The following is a 15,998-nucleotide window of genomic DNA, read 5'->3' on the forward strand; positions in this document are numbered from 1 at the left end:
TCACACGTTCAGTCGCTTCGCGAGCTCGTGCCGCATGTCGGCGCCGCGGGTGAGCTGCAGCAGCACGAGCACCAGAAGGCTCAGCCCGCCGCAGATCGCTGACGGGAGGGGATGCGTCACCCAGCCGAACACCACGAAGACGAGCGGCACGATGCCGAGCAGAACGGTGAGGATGCTGTAGAGAATGTGATCGCCGACCTCGACGCGCATCAGCCGCACGCTGATGAGAAGCGCGATGATCGCAGAACCGCAGACGATCGGGATCGCGTACGTCAGCGACCAGGCGTGCCATCCGGTGAGGAAGTCCCAGTAGGCGCACACGAGGCCGACGAGCACGATGAGGTACACCGTTCCCTTTGCGATGTTCCTCCGTTTGCGCACGGCCATCAGCACGACGAGCCACATCGAGACGATGCCGAGCCACACGATGCGCAGCGGTCCGATCGGAAGCTCGCGGCTGAACAGCAGCTGCGCGACGAACGACGCCGCGATCATCGCGAGCGAGGTGATGAACAGCACCCGCAGCACGAGTCGGCGCGAGAACTCGAGCGGAATCGTGGGGAGCGGGCGGGGAGTGGCCTCACCTGTGAGCTCCGTCTCGCAGAGCGGGCACGTGGCCCAGTCGCCCTCGATGGCGACGGCGCACTCCGGGCAGCGTCTCACAGCGCAGCCTCCTCGAGCTCGTCTTCGGTCACCCGCGCGGCAGCGACCCGCACGTCGATGCCCTCGGCGCTGAGAAAACGGGCGAACTCTCGCACGTGATCCGTCTCGACGAACGGAGAGGTGAAGCTGATCGTGAGCATGCCCCCGTGCGACATGGCGCAGAACTGCGGCCGCACCGCGGAGACGTGGAAGAGCATGCGGCCCACGTGAGATTCCGAGGGTTCGGGGAGTGCCACGCGCCCCAGGTTCGAGACCGCGACGGTCAGACCGCGGTTGTTGACCCAGTTGATGAGCCGCAGCAGAACGTCTTTGAGCACGCGTGGAACGATGCGCAGAACGACCATTCGCTCGAAGCGGATGAGTCGGCGCAGCTTGCGCGCGAGAAACTCCGCTGAGGCCTTGGGACGGAACTGCGCCTCCAGCCGACGCGCGACGGTGCCCACATCGTCGGGCCCGTCGCCGTATGTGTGCTCGACGCGAACGGTGGCGAAGAAGTTGCGTGCGGACGTCGACGGGAAGAACTGACGCAGGTTGACCGGGACGGATGCCGAGAAAGTCCGCTCTCGGGCGCGATGCCGCTTCTGCGAGCCGTCGTCGGAACGCCGGATCGACTCGAAGAATAACGCTGTCAGATACATCGTGATCGAGGCGCTCTCGGCGCGTGCGAGCGCGAGGACGTCAGCTGCGGGCACGGTGAGCTCGACCAGTCGCGGTCGGTTGTCGGGTGTGCGTGTTCCACGCACGCGGCGCACCAGCCGCGAGGGCCGATGCGGTTGCGTCGGCTCGACGGCATCCTCAGTGGTCTGGCGGGATGCCGGCAGCTCGCCCGTCCGCTCGGACATCGCGTGCTGAGGATCTCCGTAGGGGGAGAGCACGGCCGATTCAGCTTCGGTCCCGAATGAACGGCGGAGAGGAATCCGTCTGCGACGTCGGAAGTACCGGGTGAAGCTGTCGGCGGTCAGCTCCTGCAGGGCGTCGGTCGGTGAGGTCACCGGGCCGCCGCCGGAGTCGTCATACCGCAGCCGCGCGTACTCCGCGACGAGATCGGAGAGGAACCAGAGCGCGCCGGTCCCATCGGAGAGCGCGTGGAAGATCTCCAGCGTGATGCGACGCCGGTGGTGCACGACACGGAACAGGAGCGTTCGCCGGTCGGGATGGTAGATCGCCGCGCACGTGTGCTGCAGCTCGGGCATCACCGTCGGACGCAGATCGCTGTCGAGCAGGTAGTACCAGAAGACTCCGCTGCGAAGCACCGCGCTGTACAGGGGATACCGGTCGAACGTGGTGTCGAGTGCCTTCTGCAGGAGCCGCGGATTCACATCGCGGTCCATCTCCGCGCTGATGCGGAACACCTTCGGATCGACGTCGCTTCGCGCCGCGAGGAAGATGTTCGACGCGTTGTCGAGCCGAACCCAGGGGCGAACCGTCATGGTGCGGCCCTCGTGCCATCGTCACTGTCGAGAAACTCGTTGATCACCTCGTAGGCCTCCCGCAGAGAGCGTGAGAAGCGCGGCAGCGCGATGAATCCGTGCAGGGCGCCGCGCACGCGATGCATCCTCACTTCATTGCCTGCATGTGCGAGAGCCTCGCCGTACGCCTCGCCCTCGTCGCACAGCAGATCGAGCTCGGCCGAGATCAGAAGCGTCCGGGGTTGGTTGCTGAAGTCGTCCGCGAGCAGCGGGGCCACGCGGAAGTCACGGCGCTGCGCCGGATCGGGCGCGTATAGCTCGAAGTAGTCCTGCACCTCGATGTTGGTCAGGCGGTAATCATCGCCGTGGTGCCGCACGGACGCGAACGGCGCGGTTTCGGGGTCGTGGTCCCAGTGCGTGACCGGGTAGAGCAGAATCTGCCGCGAGGCCACGCGTCGACCGCGATCGCGGCGCAGAAGCGAGACGACCGCGGCGAGGTTCGCTCCGGCCGAGTCTCCGACGAGCACGATGTTCGCAGGGTCGTCGATGCCGACGCGGTGCGGGTCATCCAGGAGCACGTCCGCCACGCGCAGGCAATCCTCGAGGCCAGCGGGAAAGGGATGCTCCGGCGCGAGCCGGTAGTCCACCGAGGCGACGACGCACCCGGTGAGCTCCGCCATGGTCGCGCACGCGGGTGTGTAGCTCTCGATGTCGCCGGTCACCCAGCCGCCGCCGTGGAAGAAGAGGAGCACGTCGTCGCGCCTGCGCTCGCGGGGCCGAAAGACGCGCACGGGAATCCGATGGTCGCCGTCCGCCGACACGACCTCGCGATCGAGCGACTGGTAGCGGGGCAGCGGCCGAGCTGCGAGACGCCGCTGTGCGCGGCGCACCTTCTCGTAGTCTTCGCGGATGTTGAGCCGCGGTGCCGCAAACGGACGAAGCACGGCCCGGAGCAGTCGCCCGAGGGGCGCACGCGGGGGCGTCGGGGCCTGTTCCATGACTCAAGTCTAGGTTCGGGTCATCCGCGAGGCTGATTCGCGGGGGCATCCTGTCATTCGCTCGAGTGATCATCATGAATTCGACAGGTGCGCTCCGCTAGCGTCGTAGACATGTTGACTGCGGATGCCGCTGAGCCGGCGCTCTCGGAAGTGGCGGCCTGGGCCGTCTCGCTCATGGAGGCTCTCGGCGGTGTCGGTGCGGGCATCGCGATCGCGGCCGAAAACCTGTTTCCGCCGCTGCCGAGCGAGATCATCCTGCCGCTGGCCGGGTTCACCGCGAGCCAGGGCGACATGCACCTCGTCGAGGCGGTCGTGTGGACGACGCTCGGTTCGATCGTCGGCGCCTTCCTGCTCTACGGGCTCGGCGCGCTGCTCGGGCGGGAGCGCATGCTGCGCATCGCCGACTGGATGCCGTTCGTGAAGGTCTCCGAGGTGATCCGCGTCGAGGAGTGGTTCGCGAAGCACGGCCGCAAGGCGGTGTTCTTCGGGAGGATGCTCCCGATCTTCCGCAGCCTCATCTCGATTCCCGCGGGCATCGAGCGGATGAGCCTCGTCATCTTCGGTCTTCTCACCGCGGCGGGCAGCCTCATCTGGAACAGCATCTTCATCGGCGCCGGCTACATCCTCGGCGAGAACTGGCACATCGTCGAGACCTACGCCGACGTGCTGAAATACGTCGTCATCGTGGGCGTGCTCGTCGCGCTCGCCGTGTGGATCGCGTACCGCATCCGGGCGTCTCGGCGTCAGCGCGACGAGGAGCGCGGCGCGGCCTGACGCGGCATCCTCACCTGTTGTCGGCCGAGCCGCCGCCCGCGACCGGCATGACGCCCGTCACCGACTGCTCGCTCTCCCAGCAGGTGATGCCTTCGACATCGGGGAGCAGACTTCGTGTGAACACCGGGTCGCGGCCGAGCTTGCGCTGCGCCGAGTAGTCCTTGATGAGCCGGAACACGATGCCGGAGAGCAGTCCGATCGCGATGAGGTTCACGAGCGCCATGATGCCCATGATTCCGTCGGCCGTGTTCCAGATCAGCTCGGCGCTCGCGATCGACCCGACGAAGATCGCGACGACCGCGAGCAGACGGTAGCCGAACAGAACCTTGCGGCTGCGCGAGATGAACTCGATGTTCGACTCGCCGTAGTAGTAGTTGCCGAGGATCGAACTGAACGCGAGCAGGAAGATGATCACGTTCAGCAGGATGTTCGACCACGGGCCGAGCGCATCGACGATCGCCGATTGGGTGAGCCCGATGCCCTCCGCAGCATTGCTGAGGTCGGGCGAGGAGACCAGGATGATGAAGGCGGTGATCGAGCACACGAGGAACGTGTCGAAGTAGACACCGAGGGTCTGGACGAGGCCCTGCTTGACCGGGTGCGTGACAGCGGCGCTCGCTCCGGCGTTCGGGGCTGAGCCGAGACCCGCCTCGTTCGAGAACATGCCGCGCTTCACACCCGTCATGAGGATCATGCCGAACGCCGCGCCGACGACCTCGTTGAATCCGAACGCCTGCGAGTAGATCGACGCGAAGACGCTCGGCAGCTGGTCGATGTTGAGCGCCACGATGACGATGCCGATCAGAAGGTACAGCAGCGCCATGGCAGGCACGACCGACTGGGTGACCGAGGCGATGCGGCGAACCCCGCCGAACACCACGAGAGCCGTGAGCACCGCGAGCACGGCGCCCACGATGATCGAGATGAGCATCGGGTCGCCCTCGATGCTCGAGGTCACGGTGTCGCTGATCGTGTTGGCCTGCAGTGAGCTGAACGCGAAGGGGAAGCAGGCGATGAGGATGCCCGCAAAGAGCGTTCCCATCCACCGGGCCTTGAGCCCGCGCCACATGTAATAGGCGGGACCTCCACGGAAGCCGTCGTCGCCCTTCTCCTTGAAGAGCTGACCGAGCGTGGACTCGACGAAGCTTGACGCGCCGCCAAGGAAAGCCATCGTCCACATCCAGAACACGGCACCGGGGCCGCCGATCGCGATGGCGGTGCCGACACCCGCGATATTGCCGACGCCGACGCGGGATGCCGCCGAGATCGTGAACGCCTGGAACGCCGAGACGGACTGCGGCTTGCCGTTCTCATCGACCGGGGTCTTGTTCGTGAGGGTGCGCAGCATCTCGGGAATCCACCGGAACTGCACCACGCCCGACCGGATCGTGAAGTACAGACCGAGGAGAACCAGAACCGGGAGCACGATGTAGGTCCACAGCACGTCTCCGCCGCCGAGAACGAGGTCGTTCAGAAAATCTACGAGAACAAGTATCGCAGGGAGAACGCGCCGGTCGAGCTGTGGAAAATGTGTCGAAGAGCGCGCCGTAGGCAGGAACTCCCAGCGTGCGCCCGTAGCATTATGCGCATGCCACATCACGATTCAGAGCGCCCTCGCGTGGGCGTTGTCATGGGCAGCGATTCTGATTGGCGCGTCATGGGCGCCGCGAGCGAGCTGCTGAGCGAGTTCGGCATCGACCACGAGGTCGAAGTCGTGAGCGCGCACCGCACGCCCGAGAAGATGATCCAGTACGGCAAAGATGCCGCATCGCGAGGCCTCAAGGTGATCATCGCGGGAGCCGGCGGCGCCGCGCACCTGCCGGGAATGCTCGCCGCGGTCACGACGCTTCCCGTCGTCGGAGTTCCGGTGCCCCTCGCCACCCTCGACGGACTGGACTCGCTGCTCTCTATCGTGCAGATGCCCGCGGGCGTACCCGTTGCGACAGTGTCGATCGGTGGAGCGAAGAACGCCGGTCTGATCGCCGCGAAGATTCTCGCGACATCCGACTCTGAGCTTCAATCGAAGCTCGAGACCTACGCCGACGACCTCGCCGCTCAGGTTGAGGTCAAGAACGAGAAGCTTAAATCGGCTCTATGAGCTCGCTGGCCGCCAGCCCGATCAGGCACCCGGACACCGCCTCGGCCCCGCTGATGACGCGGCGAGCCTGGTGGCTCCTCGTGCTCAACTTCGTCATTCCCGGTTCGGCGCAGGTGCTCGCCGGCAACCGCAAGCTCGGCCGGTTCGGCCTCGGAGCGACGCTCGCGATGTGGGCGATGGGCCTCATCGGCATCCTTCTGTTCGCCTTCATGCGGACCGCGTTCGTCAATCTTGTCGCGCAGGGATGGTTCCTGCTGCTCGTCCAGGTCGTGCTCGTCGCGTATGCGCTGCTGTGGCTCGTGCTCTCCATCAACACGCTCCGCCTGCTGCGCATCATCAAGGCGGCTCCGGGAGCGCGGTTCTGGATCGCCGCGGCGACCGTTCTGCTGATGGCGCTGTCTGTGGGCACGGCGAGCGGCGCTGCGTACTACGCGGGAATCGCACGCGGCGCACTCGGCTCGATCTTCGGCAACTCGGTCCCCGTGGCCCCGGTCGACGGTCGCTACAACATTCTGATGCTCGGCGGTGATGCGGGGGAGGACCGCGAAGGCCTCCGACCCGACAGCATCTCGGTTGTGAGCATCGACGCGAAGACAGGCAAGGCGACCACGATCGGTCTGCCGCGTGACATGCTTCACGTGCCGTTCTCGGAGGGCCCCTTCCACGACCGGTACCCTGACGGCTACCAGCGCTGTGACGTGGGTGTCTGCAAACTGAACTCCGTCTACACCGAGGCAGAGCTGCGGCACGCCGACTGGTACCCGGATGCCGAGAAGAACGGCAGCTCTCCCGGCATCGAGGCCACGCGCGACGCGGTCGAGGGAGTGACAGGCCTCACCCTTCAGTTCTACGTGCTGATCGACATGGCCGGATTCCAACAGCTCGTGGATGCGCTCGGCGGTGTCGAGATCGACGTGAAGGAGCGCCTGCCGATCGGCGGCGACGAGAACCTCAACAATGTCGACGGGTGGATCGAACCGGGTAAGCAGACGCTCGACGGGTATCACGCTGAGTGGTACGCGCGCTCACGTCACTCGACGAGCGACTGGGACCGCATGCGTCGACAGCGCGAGCTGCAGGAGGCGATCCTCCGCCAGTTCACGCCCGGCAACGTCCTCACGAAGTTCCAGGCGATCGCCGATGCGGGCAGCCAGGTCGTGAAGACCGACGTTCCGCAGTCGATGCTCGGCTACTTCAGCGATCTCGCGATGAAGACGCGCGAGCATGAGATCACGAACGTGGAGCTCACGCCGCCGACCGTGCCCGACCCGGACAACCCGAACTTCGAGCACATCAGAGAGATCGTCGCGAAGGCCGTCGCTCCGCCCTCGACGGAGTCCGGCGAAGGCTGATCACTGAGCTACGCGGAGCAGGCGCCGGTCGGAACCGCTGATTGGAACGTGTCCGCTGCGGCGATGACCGGGGCGAGTTCCGCCATCGACAGCGCGTAGCCGACGTCGGAGTGGTTCTGCGCTTTCGCGAAGATCATTCCGACCACGGCGCCGTCTTCATTCACGAGCGGCCCGCCGGAGTTGCCCGGCTCGACGTGACCGGCGAGGGTCGTGACCGACCGCGTCACCTGGTGCTGCTCGTAGATGTCGTTCACGCTCATGCTCTGCGTGCCGACGACCGCGGCCGAGCGGGTTGTGAACGGGCCGCCGAACGGATAGCCCTGGAAGAACACGGTCTGCCCGGAGTCGGGGTTCTGTGCGAATGGCAGAATCGGCGTGCTGAGCTCATCTGCGGAGAGCACGGCGATATCGGCATCCGGGTCGAAATACACGACGGATGCCGCGCGAGGAATCTCACCGGGAGGCTCGACCACGATGTCCGTCGCGCCAGCGACCACGTGCGCGTTGGTCATGATGAGGCCGTCGTCGAAGACGAAGCCGCTTCCCGAGCTGCGCGTGCCGCACGAAGGGGCGTTTGCGGTGATGCGGGTCACGGATGCCGATGAACGCTGCAGCGCGGGCGTATTCGTGTCGGCATCCGGAACCGTGACATTAGAGGGGAGGCCGGCCGCGTCGAGGATCGCCGGGATGCCGTCGCTCATGACGATGGAGCGGAACTGAGAGAGTCCAGAGAGCAGGGGAGTCGGGGTGATCGTCTGGATGCCGCGCAGAACGTTTGACGATGCAACGGCTTGGGTGAGAACGGGAATGCCGAGCGAGCTTGTGCTCATTGCGAGCCCGAGGATGACGAGGATCGCGACGATGCCGCTCGCAATCGTGCCGAGCAGCCGATCGACGACGCCGATGCTGCGCTTCAGGAGGGGACGCGCGAGTGACTGCCCGACCCAGGAACCGAGCGAGATTCCGAGACCGATCACGAATGCGCCCGCGACGAGCGCGAGGATGACATTCCAACCGGGCGCCGGAACGAGCCCCGAGATGACGGGCATCACCAAGAGGGCGACAACTCCGCCGATGATGAGGCCGATGATGCTGCCCGCGGTGCGCAGAAGCCCACGACGCCAACCGCCGATGAGCGCGGCGATGACCGCGATGACGACGATGACGTCGAGGATGATGCCCGAGACCACGGCGCTCCCTAGAGGTCGGCGTGCAGTGCCCAGAGGGACTCTGCGGCGGAAGCCCAACTGAAGGAGTGGGCGCGGTCCTGAGAGAGGACGGCGAGGCGTCCGCGCATCTCAGAGTCGGTGACGACGTCGCTGAGTGCCTCGGCGAGACGCTCCGGGTAGCCGGGGCCGCCGGCTTCGACGACGTATCCGTATTCGCCCGCGGTCTCCATGAGCGCCGGGTCGTCCGAGTGGATGACGGGCGCGCCGAAGGTGAAGGCCTCCACGAGGGGCAGTCCGAAGCCCTCGCCGACGCCCGGGAAGACGAACGCGGTGGCACGTGACAGGACGAGCGCGAGATCGGCATCCGACAGCTGACCCAGCCCGGCGACGCGGCCCTCGGTCACGCCGGCCTCATCGGCGACGTTCTCGATCGTGAGTTCGCCCCAGCTGTCGGGACCGACGATCAGGAGGGGGATGTCCGGAGCGGACGGCAGCGCCATCGCTGAGATGAGGTCGACGATGCCGCGTCGCGGGTCGAGGCTGCCCTTCGCCACAAGGTACTGGGGTGGCAGCCCGAGCTCTTTCGCGCGCTGATCAGGGACGACCGGCAGTCGCAGGGTCGTCGGTGCGGCACCCGCGATCACTCGGAGGCGGTCTCCGAAGTCTGCGATCTCCGACAGCTGGTCGGCGACGGCGTGGGTCGGCACCACGACGCCATCCGCGTGTTTCTTCGCACGCTTGAGGAGCGCCTTCTGGAGCGCGACCGTTGCCGGAGTGAACGATTTGGGATGCGTCCACGCGAGGGTGTCGTGGACGGTGACGGTCGTCTGCGATCCCGAATCGAGGTCGTGCTTAACGAGCGGTGCCAGAAGCGTCGGGGCGTGGAGAAGGCCCGAGGCATACGAGGATGCTCCGACGCCCATCTGCCATGCGGCGGCGAGCTCACGGCGTCGAAGCGTCGTCTTCGTGAGTCCAGAGAGGGCGCCGAGGCGACTCTTCACCTTCTCGACCGCGTCGTCATCGTGCGATGCGATGAGGCCCTCGACGTCGCAACCGGCGGGAGCATGCCGGATGAGCGCACGCGTGAGGTCTCGCGTGTACGAACCGAGGTCCCCCCGTACGGGTGGCACCATCTCGTCGACCACCACGCGCATCGTGACCATGGAATCTCCTCTTCTGCCGTGCTGTGCCGCGCTTTTCGTCATAATTGCGGCTTCTTAAACGTAGGGGACGAAGCTGAACTGTGCCCAGTGTAAAAAGAGTGATGGGTGTGGTTTCTGTGAAAGTTGTGAATAGAATGTACGGCATGTCTCCGCGTATTCGCAGCGCAGCAATGCGTACACTGGTTCTTTTTGCGGTCGGTATCGTCACAGCGGCCGTACTCACGGCCACGCCGATTGCGACTCAGAAGGCCGAAGCAGCCACTTTCGACGCGGGGCACATCATCGATGACGAGGTGTTCTACGACTCGACGACGATGACGGAGTCGCAGATCCGCTCCTTCATCAACAGCAAGGTGCCGAAGTGCCGCTCCGGCTACACCTGTCTGGATGCGTACAAGGAGAACACGACGGCGCGCAGCGCGGACAAGTACTGCAAGGCGATCTCCGGCGGCAAGAACGAAGACGCCGCGCGCATCATCTACAAGGTCTCGCGCGCTTGCGACATCAACCCGCAGGTCATTCTCGTGACGCTTCAGAAGGAGCAGGGTCTGCTGACCCACGAGTGGCCGTCGACGTGGCGCTACACGATCGCGATGGGCTTCGGATGCCCCGATGGCGCCGCGTGCAACGAGAAGTACTACGGCTTCCAGAACCAGCTGTACCTCGGTGCGAGACAGTTCCAGATCTACCGCCTCTACCCATCGAGCTTCAACTACGTGGCGGGCAAGACGAACACGATCAAGTGGAATCCGAACTCGTCATGCGGGACCACGAAGGTCTACATCCAGAACCAGGCGACCGCCGGTCTCTACAACTACACGCCGTACGTTCCGAACAAGGCGGCACTGAATGCGGGTTACGGTGTCGGCGACAAGTGCTCGTCGTATGGAAACCGCAACTTCTTCCTCTACTTCAACGACTGGTTCGGCAGCACCTACCAGGGCTACTCCTCGAACCCGCAGATCAAGGCGCTGCAGAAGAAGTACTTCAGCACGTTGGGCTACACCACGAGCGGACTCGAGCAGTACTCCGATGGTGGTGCAGGCCAGGAGTTTGAGAAGGGGTGGGCCTACTGGCACTCCAAGACTGGCGCGTACTACACACGGACAGACATCGGTCGCTCGTACATCGCTCTTCGCGGACCCGTCGGAGTGCTCGGATATCCCACCTCCAACCCGAAGTCGGAGCGTGACGGCGGCTCGAGCCAGCAGTTCCAGAAGGGTGCGCTGTACTACTCGCCGAAGTTCAGCATTCACAGGCTGGAAGGTGAGATCCGCAACTCCTACGTCGCCCTCAAAGGACCCTCGGGTACTCTGGGCTATCCGCTTGACGGACAATCATCGCTCGGCGGTGACAAGGTGATGCAGCCCTTTGAGAAGGGTGCGCTGTACTCAACGAAGTCGCTCGGTACGCACCTCATGCTGAGCGCCATGAAGACTGCCTATGACAAGGCGGGCGGTGCGAAGGGCAGACTTGGTTTCCCGATCGACAGCACGGTCAAGAATTCTGACGGCTCGATGCTGCAGCGGTTCCAGAACGGAACTCTCGTGATCTCGAAGTCGGGTGTCGCGTCGACCACGGACCGCATCTACGGCAGCGACCGGTATGCGACATCGGTCAAGATCTCGCAGCAGAGCGGCTCGGCAACGGGTGGCACTGTCTACATCGCGACCGGGCAGAACTATCCGGACGCCTTGAGTGCAGCCGCACTGGCAGGGGCGAAGGATTCCCCGCTGCTTCTCGTCAAGGGCAACAGCGTGCCATCGACTGTCGCAACGGAGCTCAAGCGCCTGAAGCCGAGCAAGATCGTCATTGTCGGCGGCACCGGTGTTGTGACGTCTGGCGTGCAGAAGCAACTGAGCAGCTATGGGTCTGTGACGCGTATCCAAGGAGATGACCGCTATGAGACGTCGCGGAATGCGGCGGCCTCGTTCCCGGCTGGCAAGACGTCAACCGCGTTCATCGCGACGGGTCGGAACTTCCCTGACGCTCTCTCCGCAGGTGCGGCGGCGGGATCGGTCGGTGCGCCGGTGATCCTCGTAGACGGCATGCGCGAGCCCCTGACTGCGGCGACCAAGAGCACTCTGACGAAGCTCGGTGTGAAGAACGTCGTCATCGCAGGTGGGACCGGAGTCGTATCGACAAAGATCGAAAGCCAGCTCAAGAGCGCCGGCTTCAGCGTGAAGCGACTTGCCGGGGCCGACCGCTACGCGACTGCTGCGGCGATCAACTCGGCGTACTTCTCGTCATCGTCGAGTGCATACGTCGCAACAGGCGCCACCTACGCCGATGCGCTGACGGGCGGTGTCGCTGCGGCTCGTTCGGGCTCTGCGCTCTACATCACGACGCAGAAGTGCATGCCGACCTCGATCAGGAACACCGCCCTGAAGCAGGCGCCGAGCACGGTGCACGTGATCGGCGGACCGCTCGTGGTCTCCGACAAGTCGGCGCGCTTCGGCAGCTGCTGACGCGCGACGCCTTTCGGCGAACACCGAGGCGGTCGGGATAGACTCCCGGAGCGTCTTCGTACGTTCCAGGAAAGGTGGATGGTGGGCGGACCCTCGCGCGTGACAGCTGTGGTCGTCGCATACAACCGACGGGATCTGCTGGTCGAGGTGCTCGATGCTCTCGCTCGTCAATCGCGGCCCGTCGATGCGATCGTCGTCGTGAACAATGCATCCACCGATGACACATCGCAGGTTGTGCGCGATGCGGAGCGAGAGAACACACTGATCGAGCTCACGCGCAATACCGGCGGCGCTGGCGGCTTCGCCGTCGGAATGGCCGCTGCGGTCGCTCGACATCGCCCCGACTGGATTTGGGTCATGGACGACGACACAGTTCCCACCGAAGACGCGCTTCTCGGACTTATGAATGCTGCCACTCTCTACCCGGAGCCGAGGCTGGCAGCGGTCGGCTCGCGAGTCGTGTGGACGGACGGCGCCGAGCATCCGATGAACACCCCGCGACCGAACCCCTTCGCTGACGCTGCAGAGAAGAAAGCCGCGGATACTGTCGGGGCGATGCCCGTTCGCTCGCTCTCATTCGTGTCGTCTATGTATCGCGCCGATGTCGTGTACAAGGTCGGGTATCCGATCGCCGACTACTTCCTCTGGAATGACGACTTCGAGTTCAGCACCCGAGTGCTGTTAGGTCGCCGTGGTCTGTCGACTCCCGCGAGTGTCGTCGTCCACAAGACCACGCGCCGAGGGGCAACTGACGACGACCCGGGGGAGCGTTTTCGCTTTGAGGTGCGGAACAAGATCTGGATGTTCCGCCACTCACGTTCTCTCACGCGCGGCGAGAAGACTGTTTACGGTGCATCGAGTCTCGCTCGCTGGGTGCGCACGGCGCTGAAATCGAGTGACAGGCGCGTGCTGCGTGAGGGCTTCGACAGTGGTCGGCGCGAAGGCCTGCGACATCCACCTCGTCTGAACTCTGAGGTGCTACGTGACGCAGGAGTTCCCGATGATGTCCTCGCTGAATTGAGGCGAGCCGAGTGAGCAAGAGCACCACGGACGCACAGTTTTCGCTGCTTCTGCCCGTGTACGGAAACGACGAGGCGTCGCAGTTCGAGCGTGCCTTCACGAGCGCGACCTCAGCGCAGACCCTCGTGCCGTCGGAGGTGGTGCTCGTGCAGGACGGCCCCGTGCCTGACGCACTTGAGCAGGCGATCGAACGGGTGACGGCTGCGTGCCCCGCACCGGTCGTACGTGTGGTGATCGATGAACGCGGAGGCCTGGCGCAAGCGCTCACGATCGGGCTCGAGCGGTGCTCGTACGACATCGTGGCGCGAATGGATGCCGATGACGTGGCGCTGTCCGAACGTTTCGCCAAGCAGATGGCGAAGATGGCCGAAGGGTACGACCTCGTCGGAACGGGAATGTACGAGTTCGCGGATGACACCAGCAAGGTTCTCGGCCGTCGCACGCCGCCCGTCGGTGGTGCAGCGATCGCAAAATACGCCCGCTTCCACGATCCGTTCAACCATCCGACCGTCATGTATCGCAAGGCGACAGTGGCACGCGCCGGCAGCTACGAGGACATCGGGCTGATGGAGGACTACTGGCTGTTCGCTCGCATGATCAAAGCCGGTGCACGCGTCGAGAATCTGTCCGAGCCGCTCGTGATGTACCGCGTCGGTGCAGGAGCCTATGCCCGACGCGGCGGCACAAAGCAGTTTCAGGCAGAATGGAATCTGCAACGAGCGCTGCGACGCATCGGATTCACGACGCGCACGCAGTTCGCTCGAAACCTCGTCGTCCGCGGTGCTTATCGTTTCGTACCCGTCGGCATTCGGCGGGTGCTCTACCGCCGAATGATCCAGAAGGGGTTCTCCGACGTGTCGTCGCCCACACCCGACCAGACCGCACTGTGATTCGGGGTACGAGAGCGTGAAGAAGAGGACACAGATATGACCTGGCTCGGAGCCATTCCGGTGGCGGTGATCGCCCTGGTCGTCCTCTTCCTCCCGGGCGGGCTCGTCGCCGCAGCCGCTGGTGCTCGACGACTTCTCCTCGCGATCGCTGCGCCGGCAGTGACGATCTCTGTTCTCGCCGTCAGCGCGATCGCGTTCGGAAATCTGGGAGTGCCGTGGACAGCGCTGCCGATAACAGCAGTCTTCGTCGCGCTCGCACTTGTCGTTTGGGGCATGCGACGCCTTGTGACCGGAACGTGGGCACCGAATCCAGATAACCGGGTCATCGGGTTCTCTCGAGCGTTCGCATGTGGATTGACCATTGCGCTTGTGATCATCGTGCTGCAGGTCGGGTTCTCATTTGGCTCTCCAGATAACGTCTCGCAGACATATGACGCTCCGTTCCATCTCAATGGTGTGCGGTTCATCATCGACACAGCCAATGGTTCGTCATTTCACCTGACCGGGCTGATCTTGCCTTCGGGCCGGTCCACTTTTTACCCTGCGGCGTGGCACGACCTTGTCTCCTTCGTCGCGATGATGACCCCGTGGGCGGAGCTCGTGGGCGTCGCGAACATGGTGAACTTGGTGGTCTCCGCCGTGGTGTGGCCCCTCGGTGTGCTTGCGCTGCTGCGGCTGCTGGTTCCTACTCGTCCCTCCGCACTCGTGCTCGGTGGTGTGGCTGCCGCGGCCTTTCCTGCCTTTCCCCTCGGGATGCTCGACTACGGGGTGCTCTTCTCATACTTCCTCTCCTTGGCGCTCTTGCCCGCCGGGCTCGTTCTCGGGCTGAGCCTGTTCCGCCTCGTCAACGGCAAGCGCCTCGGAGCCATCACCCTGCAGATTCTGAGCCTCGCATGTGTAGTTGTGGCGATCGGTCTGGCGCAGCCATCTGTCGTGTTCGGTCTCGGGCTCTTCGGAGTCATCGGACTTGCTGCCCTCGGCGTCGCGGGTATCCGGCGCTCGACCTCGACGGGCAGGCGTCTGGTGTTGGCGGTCGTCATCGTCGTTGTTCTCGGTGCTTTCGCACTGGTCTGGCGCCGTGTCGGAAGTTTCGGATACAACGCACCGTGGCGCGACTACGGGACCTGGCCGGAAGTCATTCTCGATGCGTTCACGTTCGCGCGCGGAGATCGGCCGCTGGCCATCGTGGTCGGCATCCTTGTCATCGTCGGAGTCATCGTGGCAATTCGCCGTCGCCGGTGGTGGTTCGTGGCGATGTGGCTCGCCGCGGCCACGCTCTTCGTGCTCGCCGGTGCCCTGCCTCCGGGAGATCTGCGCAACATGTCGCTTGGGATGTTCTACAAGGACACCCCTCGTCTCGAAGCTTTCCTCGTGCTGCCTTCTGCGGTGCTCGTCGCAATTGGAGCGGATGCTCTGTGGCGTGCTCTCCAGCGGCGTGTGCCGAACACGCCGAGAATACTCGCGACGGTCGCAGCGGCTGGTCTCGCGGTGCTCATCGCTTCGACTCAGCTCACCGCGATGGTCTACGCCGTTCAGCACGCCTCTAACGCATACCGGCTCGACGACCGTTCTCAGATCCTTGATGACGACGAGCGGGCGCTGATTGAGAGGCTGCCCGACGAAGTGCCTGATGACGCTGTGATCGTCGGCAACCCGTGGACGGGAACCTCATGGGCGATGGCAATCTCGGACAGAGAGGTGCTGAACCCGCATTTCAACACTTCTCACGCCGAGGCAAACGAGATCATCAACTCTCAGCTCAACGAAGCTGACGACGAGCCAGCCGTGTGTGATGCTCTCAAGGCCACGGGAGTGCTCTACGTGCTCGATTTCGGTGCCGATCGTTTCAACGGCAGTCGCCTTGATGTGAAGACGTGGATCGGGTTCGAAGGGCTCCTTGACCTGGACGACTCAGCGGTTGTCGAAGAAGTTGATCGTCAGGGCGACAAGGTGCTGTACCGCATCACTGCCTGCGGCCTCTGATATCGGGGTGC

Annotated in this window: 13 protein-coding genes; 7 read left to right on the top strand and 6 right to left on the bottom strand. The window is 64.5% G+C overall.

Annotated elements, in window-relative coordinates; genetic code table 11:
* From ACSAGD_RS03805 to ACSAGD_RS03815, 3 genes are read right to left on the bottom strand one after another with little or no spacing between them, the layout of a single operon-like run.
* A complete protein-coding gene (locus ACSAGD_RS03805; RefSeq protein WP_437584401.1) occupies positions 1–663 on the bottom strand; it encodes a DUF6320 domain-containing protein in 663 nt (220 codons plus the stop codon).
* Complete coding sequence (locus tag ACSAGD_RS03810) at positions 660–2,093, bottom strand: alcohol acetyltransferase (RefSeq protein WP_437584402.1); 1,434 nt, start codon at positions 2,091–2,093, stop codon at positions 660–662. Before ACSAGD_RS03810 ends, ACSAGD_RS03805 begins: the two co-directional genes overlap by 4 nt.
* Positions 2,090–3,070, bottom strand: a complete 981-nt coding sequence (locus ACSAGD_RS03815) for an alpha/beta hydrolase (RefSeq protein ID WP_437584403.1) — start codon at positions 3,068–3,070, stop codon at positions 2,090–2,092. The genes ACSAGD_RS03810 and ACSAGD_RS03815 overlap by 4 nt, the downstream gene beginning before the upstream one ends.
* A gap of 111 nt (positions 3,071–3,181) precedes the next feature.
* Between ACSAGD_RS03815 and ACSAGD_RS03820 the strand changes: the two genes are divergently transcribed.
* Positions 3,182–3,844 carry a DedA family protein gene (locus ACSAGD_RS03820; RefSeq protein ID WP_437584404.1) on the top strand — a complete coding sequence of 221 codons (663 nt, stop codon included), beginning with the start codon at positions 3,182–3,184 and terminating at the stop codon, positions 3,842–3,844.
* Positions 3,845–3,854: 10 nt separating this feature from the next.
* Here ACSAGD_RS03820 and ACSAGD_RS03825 read toward each other — a convergent pair whose 3' ends face one another.
* Positions 3,855–5,288, bottom strand: coding sequence for an alanine/glycine:cation symporter family protein (locus ACSAGD_RS03825; RefSeq protein ID WP_437584405.1), 1,434 nt, complete (start codon positions 5,286–5,288; stop codon positions 3,855–3,857).
* A gap of 138 nt (positions 5,289–5,426) precedes the next feature.
* On the opposite strand from ACSAGD_RS03825, the gene purE reads away from it, so the two are divergent.
* Both purE and ACSAGD_RS03835 read left to right on the top strand, forming a co-directional pair.
* Positions 5,427–5,942, top strand: coding sequence for a 5-(carboxyamino)imidazole ribonucleotide mutase (gene purE, locus ACSAGD_RS03830; protein ID WP_437584406.1), 516 nt, complete (start codon positions 5,427–5,429; stop codon positions 5,940–5,942).
* Positions 5,939–7,294 carry an LCP family protein gene (locus tag ACSAGD_RS03835; RefSeq protein ID WP_437584407.1) on the top strand — a complete coding sequence of 452 codons (1,356 nt, stop codon included), beginning with the start codon at positions 5,939–5,941 and terminating at the stop codon, positions 7,292–7,294. The genes purE and ACSAGD_RS03835 overlap by 4 nt, the downstream gene beginning before the upstream one ends.
* Before the next feature lie 8 nt (positions 7,295–7,302).
* Here ACSAGD_RS03835 and ACSAGD_RS03840 read toward each other — a convergent pair whose 3' ends face one another.
* Both ACSAGD_RS03840 and ACSAGD_RS03845 read right to left on the bottom strand, forming a co-directional pair.
* Positions 7,303–8,484, bottom strand: a complete 1,182-nt coding sequence (locus ACSAGD_RS03840; protein WP_437584408.1) for a MarP family serine protease — start codon at positions 8,482–8,484, stop codon at positions 7,303–7,305.
* Positions 8,485–8,492: 8 nt separating this feature from the next.
* Positions 8,493–9,626: a glycosyltransferase family 4 protein gene (locus tag ACSAGD_RS03845; RefSeq protein WP_437584409.1), complete on the bottom strand. Its 1,134-nt coding sequence runs from the start codon at positions 9,624–9,626 to the stop codon at positions 8,493–8,495.
* A 143-nt stretch (positions 9,627–9,769) separates the two neighbouring features.
* On the opposite strand from ACSAGD_RS03845, the gene ACSAGD_RS03850 reads away from it, so the two are divergent.
* The 4 genes from ACSAGD_RS03850 to ACSAGD_RS03865 all read left to right on the top strand — a co-directional run bounded on the left by ACSAGD_RS03850 (position 9,770) and on the right by ACSAGD_RS03865 (position 15,987).
* The gene (locus tag ACSAGD_RS03850; RefSeq protein ID WP_437584410.1) at positions 9,770–12,094 is read left to right on the top strand and encodes a cell wall-binding repeat-containing protein; all 2,325 of its coding nucleotides are present in this window, start codon (positions 9,770–9,772) and stop codon (positions 12,092–12,094) included.
* A gap of 78 nt (positions 12,095–12,172) precedes the next feature.
* Positions 12,173–13,129, top strand: coding sequence for a glycosyltransferase (locus ACSAGD_RS03855; protein ID WP_437584411.1), 957 nt, complete (start codon positions 12,173–12,175; stop codon positions 13,127–13,129).
* A complete protein-coding gene (locus ACSAGD_RS03860; RefSeq protein WP_437584412.1) occupies positions 13,126–14,004 on the top strand; it encodes a glycosyltransferase in 879 nt (292 codons plus the stop codon). The genes ACSAGD_RS03855 and ACSAGD_RS03860 overlap by 4 nt, the downstream gene beginning before the upstream one ends.
* 36 nt (positions 14,005–14,040) lie before the next feature.
* Positions 14,041–15,987 (top strand): DUF6541 family protein, encoded by a 1,947-nt coding sequence (locus tag ACSAGD_RS03865; protein ID WP_437584413.1) that lies wholly within the window; start codon positions 14,041–14,043, stop codon positions 15,985–15,987.
* Positions 15,988–15,998: the final 11 nt, after the last annotated feature.

The organism is Paramicrobacterium salitolerans (genome assembly GCF_051513965.1).
Taxonomy (GTDB): Bacteria; Actinomycetota; Actinomycetes; order Actinomycetales; family Microbacteriaceae; genus Paramicrobacterium.

Bases quoted from the DNA above. Each gene is read 5' to 3' on its own strand.
- ACSAGD_RS03865 (WP_437584413.1), top strand. From the start codon at position 14,041: ATGACCTGGCTCGGAGCCATTCCGGTGGCGGTGATCGCCCTGGTCGTC.
- purE (WP_437584406.1), top strand. From the start codon at position 5,427: ATGCGCATGCCACATCACGATTCAGAGCGCCCTCGCGTGGGCGTTGTC.
- ACSAGD_RS03820 (WP_437584404.1), top strand. From the start codon at position 3,182: ATGTTGACTGCGGATGCCGCTGAGCCGGCGCTCTCGGAAGTGGCGGCC.
- ACSAGD_RS03835 (WP_437584407.1), top strand. From the start codon at position 5,939: ATGAGCTCGCTGGCCGCCAGCCCGATCAGGCACCCGGACACCGCCTCG.
- ACSAGD_RS03845 (WP_437584409.1), bottom strand. From the start codon at position 9,626: ATGGTCACGATGCGCGTGGTGGTCGACGAGATGGTGCCACCCGTACGG.
- ACSAGD_RS03850 (WP_437584410.1), top strand. From the start codon at position 9,770: ATGTCTCCGCGTATTCGCAGCGCAGCAATGCGTACACTGGTTCTTTTT.
- ACSAGD_RS03815 (WP_437584403.1), bottom strand. From the start codon at position 3,070: ATGGAACAGGCCCCGACGCCCCCGCGTGCGCCCCTCGGGCGACTGCTC.
- ACSAGD_RS03855 (WP_437584411.1), top strand. From the start codon at position 12,173: ATGGTGGGCGGACCCTCGCGCGTGACAGCTGTGGTCGTCGCATACAAC.
- ACSAGD_RS03810 (WP_437584402.1), bottom strand. From the start codon at position 2,093: ATGACGGTTCGCCCCTGGGTTCGGCTCGACAACGCGTCGAACATCTTC.